General features: G+C 35.9%; 14 protein-coding genes and 1 other RNA gene. 11 read left to right on the forward strand and 4 right to left on the reverse strand.

Translation table 11 applies throughout. The annotated features are described in order from the left end of the window. The 6 genes from greA (at nt 1) to ACQVD9_RS05495 (ending at nt 4,222) form a co-directional block, all read left to right on the forward strand. Nucleotides 1-477: a transcription elongation factor GreA gene (greA, locus tag ACQVD9_RS05470; RefSeq protein WP_264745069.1), complete on the forward strand. Its 477-nt coding sequence runs from the start codon at nt 1-3 to the stop codon at nt 475-477. Beyond that, nucleotides 470-901 carry a hypothetical protein gene (locus tag ACQVD9_RS05475; RefSeq protein ID WP_264745070.1) on the forward strand — a complete coding sequence of 144 codons (432 nt, stop codon included), beginning with the start codon at nt 470-472 and terminating at the stop codon, nt 899-901. Before greA ends, ACQVD9_RS05475 begins: the two co-directional genes overlap by 8 nt. 162 nt (nt 902-1,063) lie before the next feature. Then, the gene (locus ACQVD9_RS05480; protein ID WP_492089226.1) at nt 1,064-1,876 is read left to right on the forward strand and encodes a class I SAM-dependent methyltransferase; all 813 of its coding nucleotides are present in this window, start codon (nt 1,064-1,066) and stop codon (nt 1,874-1,876) included. A 139-nt stretch (nt 1,877-2,015) separates the two neighbouring features. Then, nucleotides 2,016-2,801 (forward strand): 3-hydroxybutyrate dehydrogenase, encoded by a 786-nt coding sequence (locus ACQVD9_RS05485; protein ID WP_264747855.1) that lies wholly within the window; start codon nt 2,016-2,018, stop codon nt 2,799-2,801. 134 nt (nt 2,802-2,935) lie between these two features. Next, nucleotides 2,936-3,448: a DUF6882 domain-containing protein gene (locus tag ACQVD9_RS05490; RefSeq protein ID WP_264745072.1), complete on the forward strand. Its 513-nt coding sequence runs from the start codon at nt 2,936-2,938 to the stop codon at nt 3,446-3,448. A gap of 108 nt (nt 3,449-3,556) precedes the next feature. Then, a complete protein-coding gene (locus ACQVD9_RS05495) occupies nt 3,557-4,222 on the forward strand; it encodes a tetratricopeptide repeat protein (RefSeq protein WP_264745073.1) in 666 nt (221 codons plus the stop codon). Nucleotides 4,223-4,277: 55 nt separating this feature from the next. On the opposite strand, the gene purL is transcribed toward ACQVD9_RS05495, so the two are convergent. After that, the gene (gene purL / locus ACQVD9_RS05500) at nt 4,278-8,174 is read right to left on the reverse strand and encodes a phosphoribosylformylglycinamidine synthase (RefSeq protein ID WP_264745074.1); all 3,897 of its coding nucleotides are present in this window, start codon (nt 8,172-8,174) and stop codon (nt 4,278-4,280) included. 884 nt (nt 8,175-9,058) lie between these two features. On the opposite strand from purL, the gene ACQVD9_RS05505 reads away from it, so the two are divergent. From ACQVD9_RS05505 to ssrA, 5 genes are all read left to right on the forward strand, one after another. After that, entirely contained in the window at nt 9,059-11,806 is a 2,748-nt protein-coding gene (locus tag ACQVD9_RS05505) for an Rne/Rng family ribonuclease (protein WP_264745075.1), read from the forward strand. Between the two features lie 122 nt (nt 11,807-11,928). Continuing rightward, complete coding sequence (locus tag ACQVD9_RS05510; protein ID WP_264745076.1) at nt 11,929-12,699, forward strand: FkbM family methyltransferase; 771 nt, start codon at nt 11,929-11,931, stop codon at nt 12,697-12,699. 44 nt (nt 12,700-12,743) lie between these two features. Next, nucleotides 12,744-13,667, forward strand: coding sequence for a sugar transferase (locus ACQVD9_RS05515; protein ID WP_264745077.1), 924 nt, complete (start codon nt 12,744-12,746; stop codon nt 13,665-13,667). Then, the gene (locus ACQVD9_RS05520; RefSeq protein ID WP_264745078.1) at nt 13,664-14,911 is read left to right on the forward strand and encodes a glycosyltransferase; all 1,248 of its coding nucleotides are present in this window, start codon (nt 13,664-13,666) and stop codon (nt 14,909-14,911) included. Before ACQVD9_RS05515 ends, ACQVD9_RS05520 begins: the two co-directional genes overlap by 4 nt. A gap of 74 nt (nt 14,912-14,985) precedes the next feature. After that, nucleotides 14,986-15,337: a transfer-messenger RNA gene (ssrA, locus tag ACQVD9_RS05525) on the forward strand. A gap of 742 nt (nt 15,338-16,079) precedes the next feature. Here ssrA and iscX read toward each other — a convergent pair. From iscX to hscA, 3 genes are read right to left on the reverse strand one after another with little or no spacing between them, the layout of a single operon-like run. Beyond that, nucleotides 16,080-16,283, reverse strand: coding sequence for a Fe-S cluster assembly protein IscX (gene iscX, locus ACQVD9_RS05530; protein ID WP_264745079.1), 204 nt, complete (start codon nt 16,281-16,283; stop codon nt 16,080-16,082). Nucleotides 16,284-16,296: 13 nt separating this feature from the next. Continuing rightward, the gene (fdx, locus tag ACQVD9_RS05535; RefSeq protein ID WP_264745080.1) at nt 16,297-16,635 is read right to left on the reverse strand and encodes an ISC system 2Fe-2S type ferredoxin; all 339 of its coding nucleotides are present in this window, start codon (nt 16,633-16,635) and stop codon (nt 16,297-16,299) included. 14 nt (nt 16,636-16,649) lie between these two features. Then, the gene (gene hscA, locus ACQVD9_RS05540; RefSeq protein ID WP_264745081.1) at nt 16,650-18,515 is read right to left on the reverse strand and encodes a Fe-S protein assembly chaperone HscA; all 1,866 of its coding nucleotides are present in this window, start codon (nt 18,513-18,515) and stop codon (nt 16,650-16,652) included. Nucleotide 18,516: the final 1 nt, after the last annotated feature.

Genomic DNA, 18,516 nt, shown 5'->3' on the forward strand with positions numbered 1-18,516 from the left:
ATGAAAAAATTTCCAATGACTGTGCAAGGTGCAAAAGCCCTTGAGGAAGAATTAAAATATCTAAAAACTGAACGTCGTCCAGAGCTTAGTAAAGCCATTGGTGAAGCACGTGAATTAGGTGACCTTAAAGAGAATGCTGAATACCATGCTGCACGTGAGCAGCAAGGTATGGTAGAAGCGCGTATTAGGGATATTGAAGCGAAGTTATCTAATGCTCATATTATTGATATTTCGTCGATTCCACCTTCAGGTAAGGTAATTTTTGGTTCAACAGTAGAACTTATCAATATGGATACCAATGAGTCTACGGTATATCAGATTGTTGGTGATGATGAAGCAGATATTAAAGAGGGTAAAATCTCAGTTAGCTCACCTATAGCCAGAGCCATTATTGGTAAAGAGGAAGGTGAGGTGATATTAATTCGTATTCCTAGTGGTGAAGTGGAATATGAAATAATTGAAGTGAAGCATGTCTAATAAGAGATTAAATAGCGTTGAGCGATTTGCTTGGGCATTTTTACAATCTCTTTGGGTGGGAGGAATATGGATAACCTTATTGGTTATCTTTCCTACTCTCAATAAGTCTGTATTGGCTCCTATTCTTGCTTATAATGTAATAGCAGAACTGGAGCCAAGAATTGTTTTAATAATATTAGTTTGTGTTGTTTTGCAACTTTATTTGTTTATTAAAACATCAGGTTTTGGCTCGTTATTTAATAGCCCAATAGGGCTAGCTATAATAGCAGTGTTGCTGGCCGCTATTGTATTTTTGGGTGTGAATAGCTTAGGGCTGCTAGGTTATAAGTTACGTGGTTTTTTATATTTTGTTATTGCGTTACTTGGTCTTTTTTTAATGTTTCATTTACCACCTTGGTTACAAAAACAAAGAGAAATACCATAGTTTGTAAAGAATAATATTAATTTTCTCAGTATTAAATATACTGTAATACCCTTAAACAGTTTTCTCGTACTTTATACAACTTCTATAGGTTGTATATGCAATAATATGAATTAGTCACCAGTTTTAAGCTTGTCTAGCAATAGGCAGGCTAGTAACTATAAAGTGAGTAATCGTATGGTCAATGAAATTCAAAAAAATGCTGATAGATTTACAGGTTTTGCAGATACCTATGAAAGTGCAAGACCGACTATGCCAGTGTATCCTGTAAAGATTATTACTCGTTATTTAGAAAAACAACCTGATAAAGTGATTGATTTAGGTTGTGGAACAGGACTTTCTACGGTTGTATGGAAAGATTTCTGTAAGCATGTGGTTGGTATTGAGCCAAGTTTAGATATGTTAGCTGTTGCTCAAAAAAAACAAAGTGACAATATTAGTTTTAGCAATGGCTATAGCCATGATACAGGGTTAGAAGATAATTGTGCTGATGTGGTTATTTGTTCCCAGTCATTTCATTGGATGGAACCAATAACAACATTAAAAGAAATAAATCGTGTTTTAAAAGCAGGTGGAGTGTTTGCTACAGTAGATTGTGATTGGCCTCCTATTGCTAAGTGGCAGGCAGAACAGGCTTATAATAATCTTTATGAAAAGGTAAAGAAAATGGAGATTGAATTACCTGACATAAGAGATACATTCACACGTTATGAGAAAAATAAACACTTATCTAGAATCAGAGAAAGTGGCTATTTCAGGTATTCGCGGGAAGTGGTTTTTAGCAATACCGAAATATGCACAGCCGAGCGATTTATCAATATTATATTGAGTCAGGGTAGTCTACAAACATTATTAAAAAAACGTCCTGAACTTATAGAAGAGGATGTTCAAAGATTTAGTAAGACAATCAAAGGTATTTTTAAACAAGAGTCTTTTGAAATAGATTTTTCATATCGTATGCGTATTGCTGTTAAATAATTTATTTATAATTAGTTAATTAGCCCAAGATCTTTTTTGCAGTAAAAGTGTTTATTTTATAGTCTAGATTTGCATAGTTAGTAAAAATGGTTTGCCATAGGCGTTAAGGCATTTATTGAATTAAATTATTGAGGAAAAAATAATGTTAAAAAATAAAGTAGCGTTAGTAACAGGTTCAACCAGTGGAATTGGCAAAGCTATTGCAGAGGCTTTGGCTGCAAAAGGTGCTAATATTGTGTTGAATGGTTTTGGCAAAGAGGAAGATATAAATACACTGGTACAACAGATTCAAGAGGACTATGACGTAAAAGTAGCCTATATGGGTGCTGACTTAACTAAGCCAGATGAAATTCAAATAATGATTGAGCAAACCTATAAGTTATTTGGTAGTTTAGATATTTTAGTAAATAATGCCGGTGTGCAGCATGTGGCACCTATTGATGAGTTTCCTACTGAAAAATGGGATACCATTATTGCGCTTAACTTAACCGCTAGTTTTCATACGATCAAACATGCATTACCTATTATGAAGAAAAATAAATGGGGACGTATTATAAATATTGCTTCTGCCCATGCTTTAATTGCTTCACCCTTTAAATCAGCTTATGTAGCAGCCAAACATGGTCTTGCAGGACTGACTAAGGCAGTTGCTTTGGAAGCTGCTGAACATGGTGTTACAGCCAATGCTATTTGTCCAGGTTATGTATTAACACCATTAGTTGAGTCGCAAATTCCAGATCAAATGAAAACCCATAATATGACCAAGGAACAGGTAATTAAAGAGGTTTTATTAGGCGAGCAACCTAATAAGCAGTTTGTTAAAGTTGAAGAGGTAGCAGGTATTGCTAGCTTTTTATGTAGTGATACAGCTAATTCTATTACAGGGTCAATGATTTCTGTGGATGGTGGCTGGACAGCCCATTAAACTTAATAGTTACTGTTCTACTTAATATGAAGTAGAACAGTGTATTATCCAGTAACTTATTAATGATTTGACTGTTGTTAATGGGTATTTAATGCTACTCTAAAATGCTAGGATTAATTAGTAAGGAATGATACATGATAGATACTTTTGAAAAGAATCCAGCCTTGGAAGAATATATCAAAAGTAGTATGCAAGCACTAGAAGTAGCCACCCAGTTTCATATTGATACATGGAGTATTGAGCGTTGTAATTATTGGAATATTGATCAACAACAAGAAAAAATTTATTTTTATTTCAATAGTGAAACAGTAGGTATAGAGGTTTGTGCGCCTGTGCAAGTAGTGGGGATTTATACATTAGATAATAGTACTTTTGCTTGGGGATGGGATAATCCACAAGTGGAACCTAGTCTACAACAAGCAGCAAAAGCTGTACAAAGCTTTGCAAAAGAGCATGCTTATACAGAATTATTAAAACAATCCATTATTTGTTCCGATATAAGGGCTTGGCAATATACCTCTATGGCTATGCGCTTATATAACTATACAGGTGCTTATAGTGCTAAATATACAGACAATAGTTTGATTTTTATGATATTTAATAATATTACTGTAAGGCAATTTGAGCTAACAGATGTGGAAAAATAGTATATATAAATGTATAGAAATATATTGATTAAAAAACTCAATTAACCCTTTTGAAAAAAAGGGTACACTATCCATCTAATACTTTTGGCTACTAAGGATGCATTAGGCATGAAAATAAGCGGTTCTTGTTCACGATATCTAACTACAGGTATTCTTTGTTTGGGATTAGTTACTGTGGGGACATCACAATTTTCCTATGTGATGGCTCAAGCTGTATCTGGAACTCAAGTGGTAGATAATAAAGAGCAAGCAAAAGCACTCTATGAGCAAGCTATTCAATATATGAGTGATTCTAAAACGGCTAAAGCAAATCAACAAAAGATAGCTGATTTACTTAATCAATCTGCTAACCTTGGCTATGCTCCTGCACAAGTAGATTTAGGTAAAGTTTACTATTTTGGTTTATCTGGAAAAAAAGATGATGTAGCAGCATTAGAATGGTTCAGAAAGGCTGCTGAGCAAGGTGATGCTAAAGGTCAATATCATTTAGGGCAAATGTATACAGAGGGTAAAGCAGGGCTTAAAGAAAGTGAGAAAGAAGCTTCTGTTTGGTATGAAAAATCTGCTAACCAAGGTTATGCTCCTGCTCAATACTACTTAGCTATACTCTATATGGCTGGTATTGATGGTATTGAAAAGAACCCAGAGAAAGCTATTGAGTTATTAAAGAAAGCGGCAGATCAAGGTGATCAGGAAGCAATAAACTTATTAAGTAAGTTACAACCTGTACAACCGCAAGTTCAGTCTGGAACTTCATCACCAATCAGTAATTAGTAAATTGTAATAAATAAAAAAGCCAAGCAATTGCTTGGCTTTTTCTTTTTAACAATTAGTCTACCCAAACACGAGCATTTTGGAAAATTCTAATCCAACCTGCATCTTCTTTTGATTTATCAGGGTACCAAGAGTTTTGCACAGTTCTAAAGACACGTTCTGGGTGAGGCATCATAATAGTTACGCGGCCATCAGTATTACATAACCCTGTAATACCAAGAGGTGAACTATTAGGGTTAGCTGGGTATTGCTCGGTAGCCTTACCATAGTTATCAATATAACGTAATGCCACTAAACCAGATTGATCAGCATTAGTTAATGCTTGTTGATCTGTGAATTCTGCATAACCTTCACCATGAGCAATAGCAATAGGCATTTTAGTACCTGCCATACCTTGTAAGAAGATAGAAGGGGATTGTTGTACTTCTACCATAGCTACACGGGCTTCGAACTGTTCTGATTTATTGCGTACAAAATGTGGCCATAATTCAGTGCCAGGAATTAATTCATGTAGATTAGAGAGCATTTGACAACCATTACATACGCCTAATGTAAAGGTGTCATTACGATTAAAGAAAGCAGTAAATGCATCTCTAGCTTGACTGTTAAATAAAATAGATTTTGCCCAACCTTCGCCTGCGCCTAGTACGTCACCATAAGAGAAACCACCACAAGCTACAATACCTTTAAAGTCATTAAGATTTATACGGCCTGCTAAGATATCACTCATATGTACGTCCACAGCAGCAAAGCCAGCACGATCAAAAGCGGCTGCCATTTCTACCTGACCATTTACACCTTGTTCACGTAAAATAGCTACTTGAGGGCGAATACCTTTATTAATATAAGGTGCGGCAATATTTTGTTGAAGATCGTAAGTAAGTTTTACTTGTAAACCTGGATTACTATCATCAGCAATGATTGCAAATTCTTGATCAGCGCACTCTATGTTATTTCTTAAACGTTGAATTTGATAGCTAGTTGCTGACCATTGTTGTTGTAAGTTAGCACGGCTTTCATTAAAGAGTGAGTTTCCTTCTAAACTAAAATGAATATTTTGTTGTTTAGTGGGCTGTCCAATTACGGATACAGCATCTTCTAAACCAGCGCCACTAAAGTGAGCAAGCACTTCTTCAGTATCTTCCTGACGAACTTGGATAACAGCACCTAGTTCTTCATTAAAGAGTGCAGCTAATACATCATCAGTACTTTCTACCAGTGGATCTAATTGAATATTTAAACCACAATGACCAGCAAAGGCCATTTCTAAGACAGTAGCTAGTAAACCACCATCAGAACGATCATGATAAGCCAATAATTTATTATCAGCATTTAAACCTTGGATAATAGCAAAGAAAGCTTTTAAATCTTCTGCATCATCTAAATCAGGTACTTCTTGTCCTAGTTGGCTATATACTTGAGTAAGAATAGAGGCGCCTAGACGATTTTGACCACGGCCTAGATCGATTAAAATAAGATCTGTAGCACCTTGCTCTAAACGAAGTTCAGGGGTTAAGGTTTGACGAATATCTTGTACAGGCGCAAAGGCTGAAATTACTAAAGAAAGAGGTGAAGTTACGCTTTTTTCTTGTCCATTATCTGACCAGCGAGTTTTCATTGACATAGAGTCTTTACCCACTGGAATAGTAATACCTAATTCAGGACATAACTCCATACCTACTGCTTTTACCGTATCATAAAGGCGCGCATCTTCACCAGCATGGCCTGCTGCTGCCATCCAGTTAGCAGATAATTTAATATCTGATAGTTTTTCAATACGTGCAGCAGCAATATTGGTAATACTTTCAGCTACAGCCATACGACCAGAAGCAGGTGCATCTAATAAGGCTAGAGGTGTTCTTTCACCCATTGCCATTGCTTCACCTGTATACACATCAAAGCTAGTAGCTGTTACAGCACAGTCTGCTACAGGTACTTGCCAAGGGCCTACAAATTGGTCACGGGCTACTAAACCTGTAATAGTGCGATCACCAATAGCGATTAGGAAACTTTTACTGGCTACGGTTGGGTGGTGTAATACTCGGCTGATAGCTTCTTTTAATTCAATACCCTGTGTTGTGAAGTTATCACCTGCTATTTTTTCACGTTTAGCCGTGCGGTGCATACGAGGAGCTTTACCTAGTAATACCTGTAATGGCATATCCACAGGATTATTATTAAAGTGGTTATCGTGTACAGTAAGCTGGTGATCTGCAATGGCTTCACCTACTACAGCAAAGGGGCAACGCTCTCTTTCACAAATTTCTTTAAAACGTTCAAAGTCAGCAGCATCTACTGACATCACATAACGTTCTTGTGATTCATTACACCAAATTTCTAAGGGGGTCATATTAGGTTCGGCATTTGGTACATTACGTAATTCAAATTTACCGCCACGACCACCATCATGAATAAGTTCTGGTAGGGCATTAGAAAGACCACCTGCCCCCACATCATGAATAAACTTAATAGGGTTGTTATCGCCTAATTGCCAGCAACGATCAATAACTTCTTGGCAACGACGTTCCATCTCTGGATTATCACGTTGTACCGAGGCGAAATCTAAATCTGCTGAACTAGTACCTGTTGCCATTGATGAGGCAGCACCGCCACCTAAACCAATAAGCATAGCTGGGCCACCGAGTACAATAAGTTTTGCGCCAACGCTAATTTCTGCTTTTTGCACATGTTCAGCGCGGATATTGCCTAAACCACCTGCTAGCATAATAGGTTTGTGATAGCCGCGAACTTCTTCACCGTGAGGAGTATCAACACTTTGTTCAAAGGTGCGGAAGTAGCCATTTAGTGCAGGGCGGCCAAATTCATTATTAAAGGCAGCACCACCTAACGGGCCTTCGATCATAATATCTAATGCACTAACAATACGATCTGGTTTACCGTATGGTTTTTCCCAAGGCTGGATAAAGTTAGGAATATTTAAGTTTGAAACAGTAAAGCCTGTTAAACCTGCTTTAGGTTTAGCACCGCGTCCTGTAGCACCTTCATCACGAATTTCACCACCCGAACCTGTAGAAGCCCCAGGGAACGGAGCAATAGCTGTGGGGTGATTATGGGTTTCAACCTTCATTAAAATATGTACAGGCTCTTGGTTGGCTGTATATACTTTTGATTCTGAATTAGGGAAAAAGCGGCCTGCAGTAAAGCCTTCGATCACTGAAGCATTGTCTTTGTAAGCAGATAAAACACCTTCATGTCCCATTTCATAAGTGTTTTTAATCATACCAAACAGGCTTTTTTGTTGAGCTTCGCCATCAATATCCCAACTGGCATTAAAAATTTTGTGGCGACAATGTTCAGAGTTTGCTTGAGCAAACATCATTAGTTCAACATCATTAGGGTTACGTTTTAGCTCAGTAAAAGCATTTACTAAGTAATCAATTTCATCTTCTGCGAGTGCTAAGCCTAATTGTTGGTTAGCTTCTACTAATGCTGAGCGACCTTTCTCTAATATATCTACTGAAGTTAAAGGGCGTGGTTCAGCATGGTTAAATAGTTTTTCTGCTTGTTCTATATTATCAAGCACTTGTTGTGTCATGCGATCATGTAAGATACGAGCTACAGTTTGCTGTTCAGCCGCTGATAAATCACCTTCAATATAGTAAGCAACACCACGCTCTATACGAATAATAGTATCTAAACCACAATTATGAGCAATATCAGTTGCTTTACTTGACCAAGGTGAAATAGTACCAAAACGGGGTAATACTAAATAAAGTTTCCCTTTAGGTTCTTCAACTTTTACAGCAGGACCGTATTTAAGTAAGCGTTCTAGAACCTGTTTATGCTCTGCTGATAATTCGGCAGTAGTATCTGCAAAATGCATAAATTCAGCATAAACTGCTGTAACATGAGGCGCAGCAGCTTGTAATTGGTTAACTAATTTTCCATGACGGAATGAAGAAAGAGCAGGAGTACCACGCAGAATCAGCATTGTCAGATAATCTCAATAAAAAGGATAAGATGAAGGTCGTATATTTTACCTTAAATTAAGGTGTTTTTGCAGTGTCTAGGTTATTAATCTTTTATTTATATAGTAGGTATTTTAAAAGTTATATAACTAATTGTTAAGTAGTTAACTATTTCCATTGAAGAATAGTATATTAACTGTTATATTCAGCGAACCTATAAAAGGTATATATGATTGTTATTAGCTTAAAATAAGTTTTATAAGGAATAACTAAAATATGGTTCTAAAAAAGGCCATTTAATCCGCTCATGAATTATTAATGAGAACTATTTTAAGCATTACAAAGTTTATTTATAATTATATAGCTTGTCGCAGAATTATTTGTTTATAGAGAAACAAATATACAGATATTGAAACCTTATTTCATTCTGGTTATAAAATGTCTGCAAAGTAGAGCATTGGCTAATAATTAATTAGTAATAAGTGAAAAATTGTATGTAGGTTCAGACTACCAATCAGTAATCATTTAATCTGATAAAAGTTCTGGAAATATGGCTAAAACCATTATTAATAATAAAGATGGTTTTAATAAAGTAATAACCCGCGGGCGAAAATACTGAACGCGGCACCCGATTTATCATGGAACATGTTGGGTGGAGATGCACTACAAAGTAAGAGTGTAGTTTAAAGCGTTAGATGCCATAGCATCCGCCTTACTGAATAGATTCCTCCTCCTGCTACTATATGTTTTTGTAACTACAAAAACAGGAGACGCGGTCGCGGACTAACTATGATTTGTTAGTCACGCTAGACACGAAGGTGGTATACCACTTTAGCGCGCCCCAAACACTGACCTTGAGCGTTGTGTGCCCGAGTGTTTCTGCTTGCATGGAAACAGATGGTACAATATGAAAAGAATGCTGATTAACGCAACTCAGCCTGAAGAGTTACGCGTAGCGCTTGTAGATGGTCAACGTCTATTTGATTTAGATATCGAGTCTGGTGCTCGTGAACAAAAGAAAGCCAATATTTATAAAGGCCGTATTGCAGCTATTCAACCAAGCCTAGAAGCGGCTTTTGTTGATTTTGGTTCTGGTCGTCAAGGTTTTTTACCCCTTAAAGAAATTTCCCGTGAGTATTTCATTAATAACCCTGATGGTAATGGTGGTGGTCGTCCTAGTATTAAAGATTTACTGCAAGAAGGCCAAGAAGTTATTGTGCAAGTGGAGAAAGAGGAACGTGGTAATAAAGGTGCTGCGTTAACTACTTTTATTAGCTTAGCTGGTCGTTATCTGGTATTAATGCCGAATAACCCAAGTGCCGGTGGTATTTCTCGTCGTATTGAAGGCGATGAAAGATCAGAACTTAAAGAAATTCTCAATGCTTTACAAACTCCACCTGATATGGGACTCATTGTTCGTACTGCAGGTTTAGGCCGTAGTATTGAAGAATTACAGTGGGATTTAGATTATCTTTTACAATTATGGTCTGCTATTAAAGAAGCAGCAGATAGTAGCCCTGCACCATTCTTAATTTATCAAGAAAGTAACGTTATTATTCGTACTATTCGTGATTATTTACGTCAAGATATTGGTGAAGTATTAATTGATACAGTAGATGCTTATGAAGAGGCATTAAACTTTATTAGTCAGGTAATTCCTCAATACAAAAATAAAGTGAAGCTTTATCAAGATCCTGTTCCTTTATTTAACCGTTATCAAATTGAAAGCCAAATTGAAACCGCTTTCCAACGTGAAGTACGTTTGCCTTCTGGGGGTTCTATTGTTATTGACCCAACAGAAGCATTGGTTTCTATTGATATTAACTCGGCACGTGCAACACGTGGTAGTGATATTGAAGAAACGGCTTTACAAACTAACCTAGAAGCTGCTGATGAAATTGCTCGTCAATTTAGACTAAGAGATATTGGCGGTTTGATTGTTATCGATTTTATCGATATGACTCCATCAAAGAACCGTCGTGCTGTTGAAGATCGTATGACAGAAGCTTTAAAAGCGGATCGTGCACGTGTTCAAGTAGGCTCTATTTCTAAGTTTGGTCTTTTAGAAATGTCACGTCAACGGTTACGTCCATCATTACGTGAAACAAGTGGTGTAACTTGTCCACGTTGTAATGGTCAAGGTACTATTCGTGATATTGAATCTATAGCCTTAGCTATTTTACGTTTAATTGAAGAAGAGACTTTAAAAGAGTCTACTGCTGAAGTAAGGGCTCAAGTACCAATTCCTGTGGCAGCATTTTTATTAAATGAAAAACGTAATGCTATTACTAAGATCGAATTACGTAGCCAAGTTAGAATAGTTATTGTTCCTAATGATCATTTAGAAACACCTAATTTTGAGGTTCAACGGTTACGTACTGATAGCCCTGATGCACAGTTTAATGAATTAAGCTATGAAATTCACCACGCTGAGGCTGAAGATGATCATAATCATGTAAGCTCTTCTAAAGCGTTAATTCGTCAAGAAGCAATGGTTAAAACAATCGCTCCAAAACAACCTGCACCTGAGGCTGAGAAAAAAGTTGGTGGTTTAAGAAGTTTAGTGAAGTCGTTGGTTAGTTTATTTTCAGTTAAAGAAGAACCTGTTGAAGAGGTAGCGAATAAAACTGAAAAGAATACAACAAATAATGATCGTAATGGTCGTCGTCCTCAAAACGAAAATAGAAACCAACCACGCCGTAATAATCGTCGTGATACACAACAAAATAATTCGAGAGAAGATAGAAATACTTCTACTAAAGATAAAGATGAAGAGCGTAAGCCTAAACAGGAGCGTCCTAATCGTCGTAATCAAAACAATGATCGAGTTAAAGAGAATATTGAGCCTGAAGTTATAGAAAAAACTGAGGAAATATTAGTAAAAAATGATGAGAATATAATAGATAATGATGAGCGTCCTCGTCGTAGAGCTAGAGGCCAGCGTCGTCGTAATCCAAGAAATGATCGTCGTCGTAATCCAAGAAATGATCGTCAACGTGAACAACGTAATGAAGCGGTTGAAACAGAAAATCCACAGTTTACAATGGAGAAGCAGTCTATTGATGCTCAAGATAGTCAAACTGCTACTGTTGAGAGAGCTCAAAAGCCTGTTGAGCAGCAGCAGGAAAAAGTAGAGACTTCTATATCAAAAGAAATCACTATTGTTTCTGAAACCGCTAAACAGGTACAAAAGGTTGAGCAACAGCCTACTACTATTGTTAAGGAAGAGGTGAGAGAACAGGCTCAATCTACTACTGAAGCTAATTTAAAAGAAGTAGAAGTAAAAGAGCATGTTGCCTCAAAACCTGCTGTTGAACAGCAAGTTGTATCATCAGTTAATAATGCTGCGCAGTTAACTCCATCAGTAACGCAGTTAACAGAGGCAGAAAAAGTAGTGGAACAACCTGCTCGGTCTGTTGGACGTGCTCCTAATGACCCACGTGAAATTAAGCGTCGTCAGTTAGAAACTGAGCAACGTTCAGATATTTCTAGTTTTTCTTCTGATGTTAAGAGTGAGATAGTGAAAAAAAGAGAGGACTCTATTCCAAAGTTTAGTAATATTGATTTGTTTGGGGGAGAGGAGAATATTGATAAGTCAGTAGATAAGAAAACTACTGAGGATATTCAAAGCTCAGTAAAAGACTTAGAAAAATAAGATAGAAGTTAATATATTATTGTTAATAAAAAAGGGTGTTGATACACCCTTTTTTATTATTTTATAGTTTGTTAACAATGTATACTATGCATCAATTAAGTTATACATTATAGGATTATGAAATGATAAAAAAGTTCTTAGGAAGAGTTAAGAAGCATTTCTTTGGGAAAAGGGAATTTCAAGTTGATAAGAGTGATTTTTGGGATAAATCCTTACTTATTCGTTTAGGAACAGACTATGGAGGGTGGTATATTCCAAAACAGCTATCTTTGACTGATACAGATAATTGCTACTTAGCTGGTGCAGGAGAGGATATTAGTTTTGATTGTGAACTTGCTAAACGCTTTCCTTGTAATATTTGTATTTTTGATCCTACGCCAAAGGCTCTTACTCATTTCAACAATTTAACCAAAGCAATAGAATTACAGGAACTATTTGCTATTAATAATACAACGAAATATTATGATATAAGTTCAACTGATTTTCAAAAAATTCATTTTTATCCATGGGGAGTAACAGGAGAAAACTCACGATTGAAGTTTTTTATGCCTTATAATCCAGATCATGTATCTTGTTCTATTCTAAACTTACAAGGAACAGAAGAATTTTTTGAAGCAGATTGTTATACAATTTCTACAATCTGTGAAAAATTATCTCATAATAATGTGGCATTATTAAAGTTAGATATTGAAGGTGCTGAATATCAGGTTATTGAGCATTTAATTAGTACAGGTAATTTACCTTACTTATTACTAATAGAGTTTGATGAGCTACATACACCATTGGATAATGGTGCACATAATCGTGTTCATAAATATATTGAATTACTAAAAAGTAAAAGGATGAAGCATATTTGTATGGATGGGGCTAATGCAACGTTTATTAGAAGTTAATAACTAATCTTAATTTAAGTGATATGTCATAAGTATTGGGAATCATGAAATTGGATATTGACAATATAAAAACTTATGCCCCTGTTATTTTATTTGTTTATGCTAGACCAGCTCATACGCAAAAAGTTATTAATGCATTAAAAATAAATATTCTAGCTTCTCAAACAGATTTAATTGTTTTCTCAGATGCTCCCAAAAGTGAATCTATGTCTGATTCTGTTAAGGAAGTAAGAAAAGTACTAGAAACCATAGAAGGCTTTAAAACTATCAAAATAATTGAACGAAAAGAAAACTATGGTTTAGCCAAGAGTATTATTGAGGGAGTCAGTTCAGTTATTGAAACTTATGGAAGAGCAATTATTTTAGAAGATGATATTGTAACATCTAAATATTTCTTAAGTTTTATGAATGAAGCATTAGAAAAATATCAAAAATCAAAGAAAGTATGGCATATAAGCGGGTGGAATTATCCTATTGAGAATACGGATATAGGAGATACTTTTTTTTGGCGAGTCATGAATTGTTGGGGATGGGCAACGTGGCAAGATCGTTGGCAATATTTTGAAAAAGATCCTAGTCGATTAGTAGAGAGCTGGAATAGAAGAAAAATTAAACAATTTAATTTAGATGGCGCACATGATTTTTGGACGCAAGTTGTTGCCAATGCAAACGGGCAATTAAATACCTGGGCGATTTTCTGGTATGCCACCATTTTTGAAAAACAGGGGTTTTGTTTAAATCCTACAGAAACCTTTGTTAAAAATATAGGTATAGATGGTTCTGGTGAAAATTGTGATGATAAAGATGTTTATGTTTCTTCAGTTAATAATAAATATCCATTAGTCTTTTCAGAGAAAATAGCAGAAAACACCATTGCAACAGAGAGAATTAGAAGATTTTATTTACAGCATAAGCTTAGTTTTATTACTCGTGTCAAATATAAACTAAAGAGAATATTTTCATTATGAAACCTTTGATTGTCTCAGCTACAGATGGTTTAGGTGGGGCAGATAGAGCTGCATTTAGAGTTCTAAGTGCATTAAGAAAATTTGATGTTGATGCTGAAATGCTTGTATTACATAAATACACAGATTGTTATTATGTAAATAAACCTAATTCTAAAATAGAAAGACTATGGACAGTTTTAAGAAATATTATGGCAAATAGAATACAAAATCTTCAAAAAACTGAAAATAAAGATTTACATTCAGGTAATTGGTTTAGAAGTCATTTATTAAAAAATATTAATACATTTGAGGTTGATTTAGTTAATTTACATTGGTGCAATGCTGAGACTTTATCAATTAAACAAATTGCCTCTATTAATAAGCCTATAGTGATGACTTTACATGATATGTGGGCATTTTGTGGTTCAGAACATTATGTTGTAGATAGTTCAATTAGGTTTAAGGAAGGGTATTTAAAAAGTAATAGGGAACAAGGCGAGAAGGGAGTAGACATTGATCGTAAAGTATGGGAGCGTAAGAAGAAATATTGGCAAATACCTTTTTCTATTGTGACTCCTAGTGATTGGTTATCTCAATGTGTTTCTGAAAGTAATTTATTTACGGGATGGCCAATATTTACAATACCTAATGCATTAGATACAACACTTTATAAACCATTAGATAAGAATATATGTAGGGAAATATTGGGGTTACCAAAAGATATTCTATTAATTGGTTTTGGAGCTATTAATACAAAAGATTTTAGAAAAGGATTTGACCTATTACTAGACTCATTAAATCATTTATCAAATAGTGTAAATCTATTGGATATTGCATGTGTAGTTGTAGGACAAACTGAACCAAAAGAAAAGTTAAAGTTAAATATTCCTATTCATTATATGGGACGCTTTTATGATGACTATACAATGGCGCTTTTCTATAATGCAATTGATATAATGGTCGTTCCTTCAAGACAAGAAAATTTACCTCAAACAGCAACAGAAGCACAGGCTTGTGGAACACCTGTTGTAGCATTTAATTGCACAGGACTTACTTCAGCAATTGAACATAATAAAACAGGTTATCTTGCCAAAGCGTATGATAGTGAAGATCTTGCAGAAGGCATTAGGAAAATTTTGACAGATCAAGATAACTATAAGCTACTCCAAAAAAATGCTAGAGAAAGAGCTGTTGAATTATGGTCACAAGAAGTAGTAAGTAAGCAATATATAGAGCTTTATAAAAAAGTTTTAGCTTCTAGTTAGTAATGTGAATAAGGCAGTTATTCGACATCTAATGATTAATCATCTATAATGCTCATAACCTAAGGTTTCCCTTTGGGGTCGATTAGGATTCGACGCTGGTGATGAAACTTGAGGGGCATGTCGAGCTGGTAGCAAACCTCGTAAATTCGTTGCTACAAAATTATAGTTGCCAACGACGACAACTACGCTCTAGCTGCTTAATCAGCTAGCAGATGCTAGGGGATGCCTGTAAACCCGAACCATCTGTCAGATAGAACAGGATCGTCACAAAGTTTGCTATAGGCGGCGTGACTAAATTTTATATAGCTAGCCCAGCGCACCCTGCCTATCGGGCGGCAATGGGTCAATTTAGTAGATAAGGCTAAGCATGTAGAACCGATAGCGGAGTGCTGGCGGACGGGGGTTCAAATCCCCCCGGCTCCACCAAATAAAAGACCTTAATAGATTTCTATTAAGGTCTTTTTATTTTTAGAGTTGTTGTTTTTTATATCTTTCCTAATTTAACTATAAATTGATAGTGGATGGAAAGAATAATGTTAGATAATAAAGATTACTCTAATCAAGCTGAATAATTAATACTATAGAATAATAAAATTTAAAAATAGAGTCAGTATTCTATTATGTTTGTGTGTTAATAAAGTTAACTATTTTTAGTATTTAGCGTGTTAATTTTAATCGACTAATGATTTAAAAAATAAATAGAATTAACTTGACTTATGCACACTTATTGATAATTCAGTGCTTTTTCATTGGTAAAGATTTAAAATATAGCTTGTTTTTATAAGTTATTGATTTTTATAATGTTATATTTTAATTGAAAAGTGATCAATTTGTGGCAAAGGTAGTATTCAGTAGGGATAGCCATATATTTTCAAATATTATTAACAAAGTTATCCACAGTTTTTGTGGATAGTTTTTTTAATAAAAAAGACTTAATTTAGACTAAAAATTATCTATTGAATTTTGATAGTTTTTAATAAGTTTTGAATCATTTAGAGTTAGTATTATTAGTTATAAAATAAATAAACTTTATACAAGTTAACCCGCATTGATTTTAGGTATAGTGCAGTTTTCTTTAGTTAATTTTTTATCAATGTAATGATAGCCATAATGATGTCAATACTGGTTAAGTACATCATAAAAGGATAAGCTGATGAGTTATAAAAATTTATAATTCTAACTCTTCTATCCAAGCACCTTGAATAGCTTCTAGTACTTTTTCACCACAACGATTAGGATCATCATTAAATTCAGGTAAATCCATTACTTTTTGGCGTAACTCAACGAAGTTAATAGTGAGTGGATTTACAGTAGGGTAAGTATCAGTTAGTTGAATAGCTATTTCTTGTACGTCTGTCCATTTAAGAGTCATTTTAAGGCTCCTGTTAGTGATTTTCTGAAACTTGATTAATAGTATAGCGAGGGATTTCTACAATTAAATCTTCATCTCCTACAACAGCTTGGCAGGAGAGGCGGGAATCAGGTTCAAGTCCCCATGCTTTGTCTAGCATATCATCTTCTAATTCATCAGAAGGTTCTAGGCTGTCAAAACCATCACGTACAACGACATGGCAAGTAGTACAAGCACAAGACATTTCACAGGCATGTTCTATTTCTATACCGTTGCGTAGGGCAGCTTCAATAATGGTTTCGCCTGTTTCTGCTTCAATTACTGCACCTTCTGGGCAATGTTCTTCATTAGGTAAAAAAGTAATGGTAGGCATAAAATTATCCTGTGCTATTCACTGTCTATTTCATTAAGTCTACGGCCTGTTAATGCTTGTTTAACGGTAGCATTCATTCGTTTGGCCGCAAAAGAGTCTGTAGCTGTGGAAAGTTTTTGAGTATATTTTTCAATAGTCAGTAGATCATTACTATTAACTACTTTCTTTAATTCAGCTACATGTTTAGTTATTTCTTGGTATTCTGTTTGGTTAAGGAGTTCTTTACCATCAGCTTGTAATGCTGCTTCAGTAATTTCAACTAGTTGGTTTGCTTCTACTTGTGCTTCTCTTAGACTACGTTGTTGTTTATCATTTTCTGCATATGCAAAAGAATCTTGTAACATGCGAGCAATTTCACCATCAGTTAAGCCATAAGAGGGTTTAACTTGGATTGCTGCATGGGCGCCACTGGTTAGTTCTTGCGCTGATACTGCTAATAAACCATCAGCATCTACTTGAAAGGTGACCCGTATTTTAGCGGCACCCGCCACCATTGGCGGAAAACCACGAAGTTCAAAACGTGCTAAAGAACGACAATCTGCTACTAGTTCTCGTTCACCTTGTAGTACGTGAATCATCATAGCAGTTTGCCCATCTTTATAGGTGGTAAAGTCCTGCGCCCTGGCGACGGGAATAGTGGTATTTCTAGGAATAACTTTTTCCATTAGTCCACCCATTGTTTCAAGACCCAATGAGAGAGGTATAACATCGAGTAGTAATAGTTGATCATCATCACTGCGATTACCCACTAGTGCATCTGCTTGTACAGCCGCACCTAATGCAACCACTTGGTCAGGGTCAATATCGGTGAGGGGTTGACTACCAAATAGTTCTCCTACTTGTTGTCGAACAAGGGGAACTCGTGTGGAGCCACCTACCATTACTACATTGGTGATTTCATCTAGGTCGATATCTGTATCTCGCACTGCTCGACGACAGGCTTTAAGGGTACGTTCAACCAAAGGAGTGATTAAGTTGTTGAACTGTTCACGGGTCAAATTACTTTGCCAGTTTTTATAGCTGATGGTGGTTTGTTGATTGTCAGTGAGTGATTCTTTAGCCGCGCAAGCAATTTTTAACAATGTTTTTTGTTCAGAAGGGGAGAGATCATTGGAGAGATTGGCCTCTGTAATAATCCAATCAGCAATAAGATGGTCGAAATCATCGCCACCTAACGAGCTATCACCACCTGTTGATAAAACTTCAAAGACACCTTTGGCAAGGCGTAAAATAGAAATATCAAATGTACCACCACCTAGATCATAGATTGCAATAATACCTTCAGCTTGTTTGTCTAGGCCATAAGCCACAGCGGCAGCAGTAGGTTCATTTAACAAGCGTAGTACAGTAAGCCCTGCTAAACGAGCAGCATCTTTGGTTGCTTGTCGCTGTCCATCATCGAAATAAGCAGGTACTGTAATTACAGCGCCTACCAGTGAACCGCCTAAACTTTGTTCTGCACGTTCTTTTAGTGCTTTTAGTATTTCAGCAGAAATTTCTACAGGGCTTTTAGGACCTTGTACCGTTTCAATAAACGGCATATTGGATTCGCCCTGTGTAAAACGATAGGGGAGTTGTTCACCTAGTTGTTTTACGTCACTAATCCCTCGTCCCATTAGGCGTTTGACAGAGGAAATAGTGTTAAGTGGATCTTGTGTTGTACCTGCTTTAGCTGTTTTTCCTACTTCTATTTGATCAGGTAAGTAATGAACTACTGAAGGTAAAATAACATTGTTTTCAAGGTCTGTTAATGCTTTAGGAATGCCACTTAATACACTCGCAACTAATGAGTTGGTGGTACCTAAGTCGATACCAACGGCTAGTTTTTTCTGATGTGGTTTAGGGCTTTGACCTGGTTCTGCTATCTGCAATAAAGACATG

The sequence above is a fragment of the Entomomonas sp. E7T21 genome (assembly GCF_058693955.1).

What these genes read in the sequence shown, in the direction of transcription:
- ACQVD9_RS05475 (WP_264745070.1), top strand. Translation starts at nt 470, where the DNA reads ATGTCTAATAAGAGATTAAATAGCGTTGAGCGATTTGCTTGGGCATTT.
- ACQVD9_RS05495 (WP_264745073.1), top strand. Translation starts at nt 3,557, where the DNA reads ATGAAAATAAGCGGTTCTTGTTCACGATATCTAACTACAGGTATTCTT.
- hscA (WP_264745081.1), bottom strand. Translation starts at nt 18,515, where the DNA reads ATGTCTTTATTGCAGATAGCAGAACCAGGTCAAAGCCCTAAACCACAT.
- ACQVD9_RS05515 (WP_264745077.1), top strand. Translation starts at nt 12,744, where the DNA reads ATGAAATTGGATATTGACAATATAAAAACTTATGCCCCTGTTATTTTA.
- iscX (WP_264745079.1), bottom strand. Translation starts at nt 16,283, where the DNA reads ATGACTCTTAAATGGACAGACGTACAAGAAATAGCTATTCAACTAACT.
- purL (WP_264745074.1), bottom strand. Translation starts at nt 8,174, where the DNA reads ATGCTGATTCTGCGTGGTACTCCTGCTCTTTCTTCATTCCGTCATGGA.
- greA (WP_264745069.1), top strand. Translation starts at nt 1, where the DNA reads ATGAAAAAATTTCCAATGACTGTGCAAGGTGCAAAAGCCCTTGAGGAA.
- fdx (WP_264745080.1), bottom strand. Translation starts at nt 16,635, where the DNA reads ATGCCTACCATTACTTTTTTACCTAATGAAGAACATTGCCCAGAAGGT.
- ACQVD9_RS05505 (WP_264745075.1), top strand. Translation starts at nt 9,059, where the DNA reads ATGAAAAGAATGCTGATTAACGCAACTCAGCCTGAAGAGTTACGCGTA.
- ACQVD9_RS05510 (WP_264745076.1), top strand. Translation starts at nt 11,929, where the DNA reads ATGATAAAAAAGTTCTTAGGAAGAGTTAAGAAGCATTTCTTTGGGAAA.
- ACQVD9_RS05490 (WP_264745072.1), top strand. Translation starts at nt 2,936, where the DNA reads ATGATAGATACTTTTGAAAAGAATCCAGCCTTGGAAGAATATATCAAA.
- ACQVD9_RS05520 (WP_264745078.1), top strand. Translation starts at nt 13,664, where the DNA reads ATGAAACCTTTGATTGTCTCAGCTACAGATGGTTTAGGTGGGGCAGAT.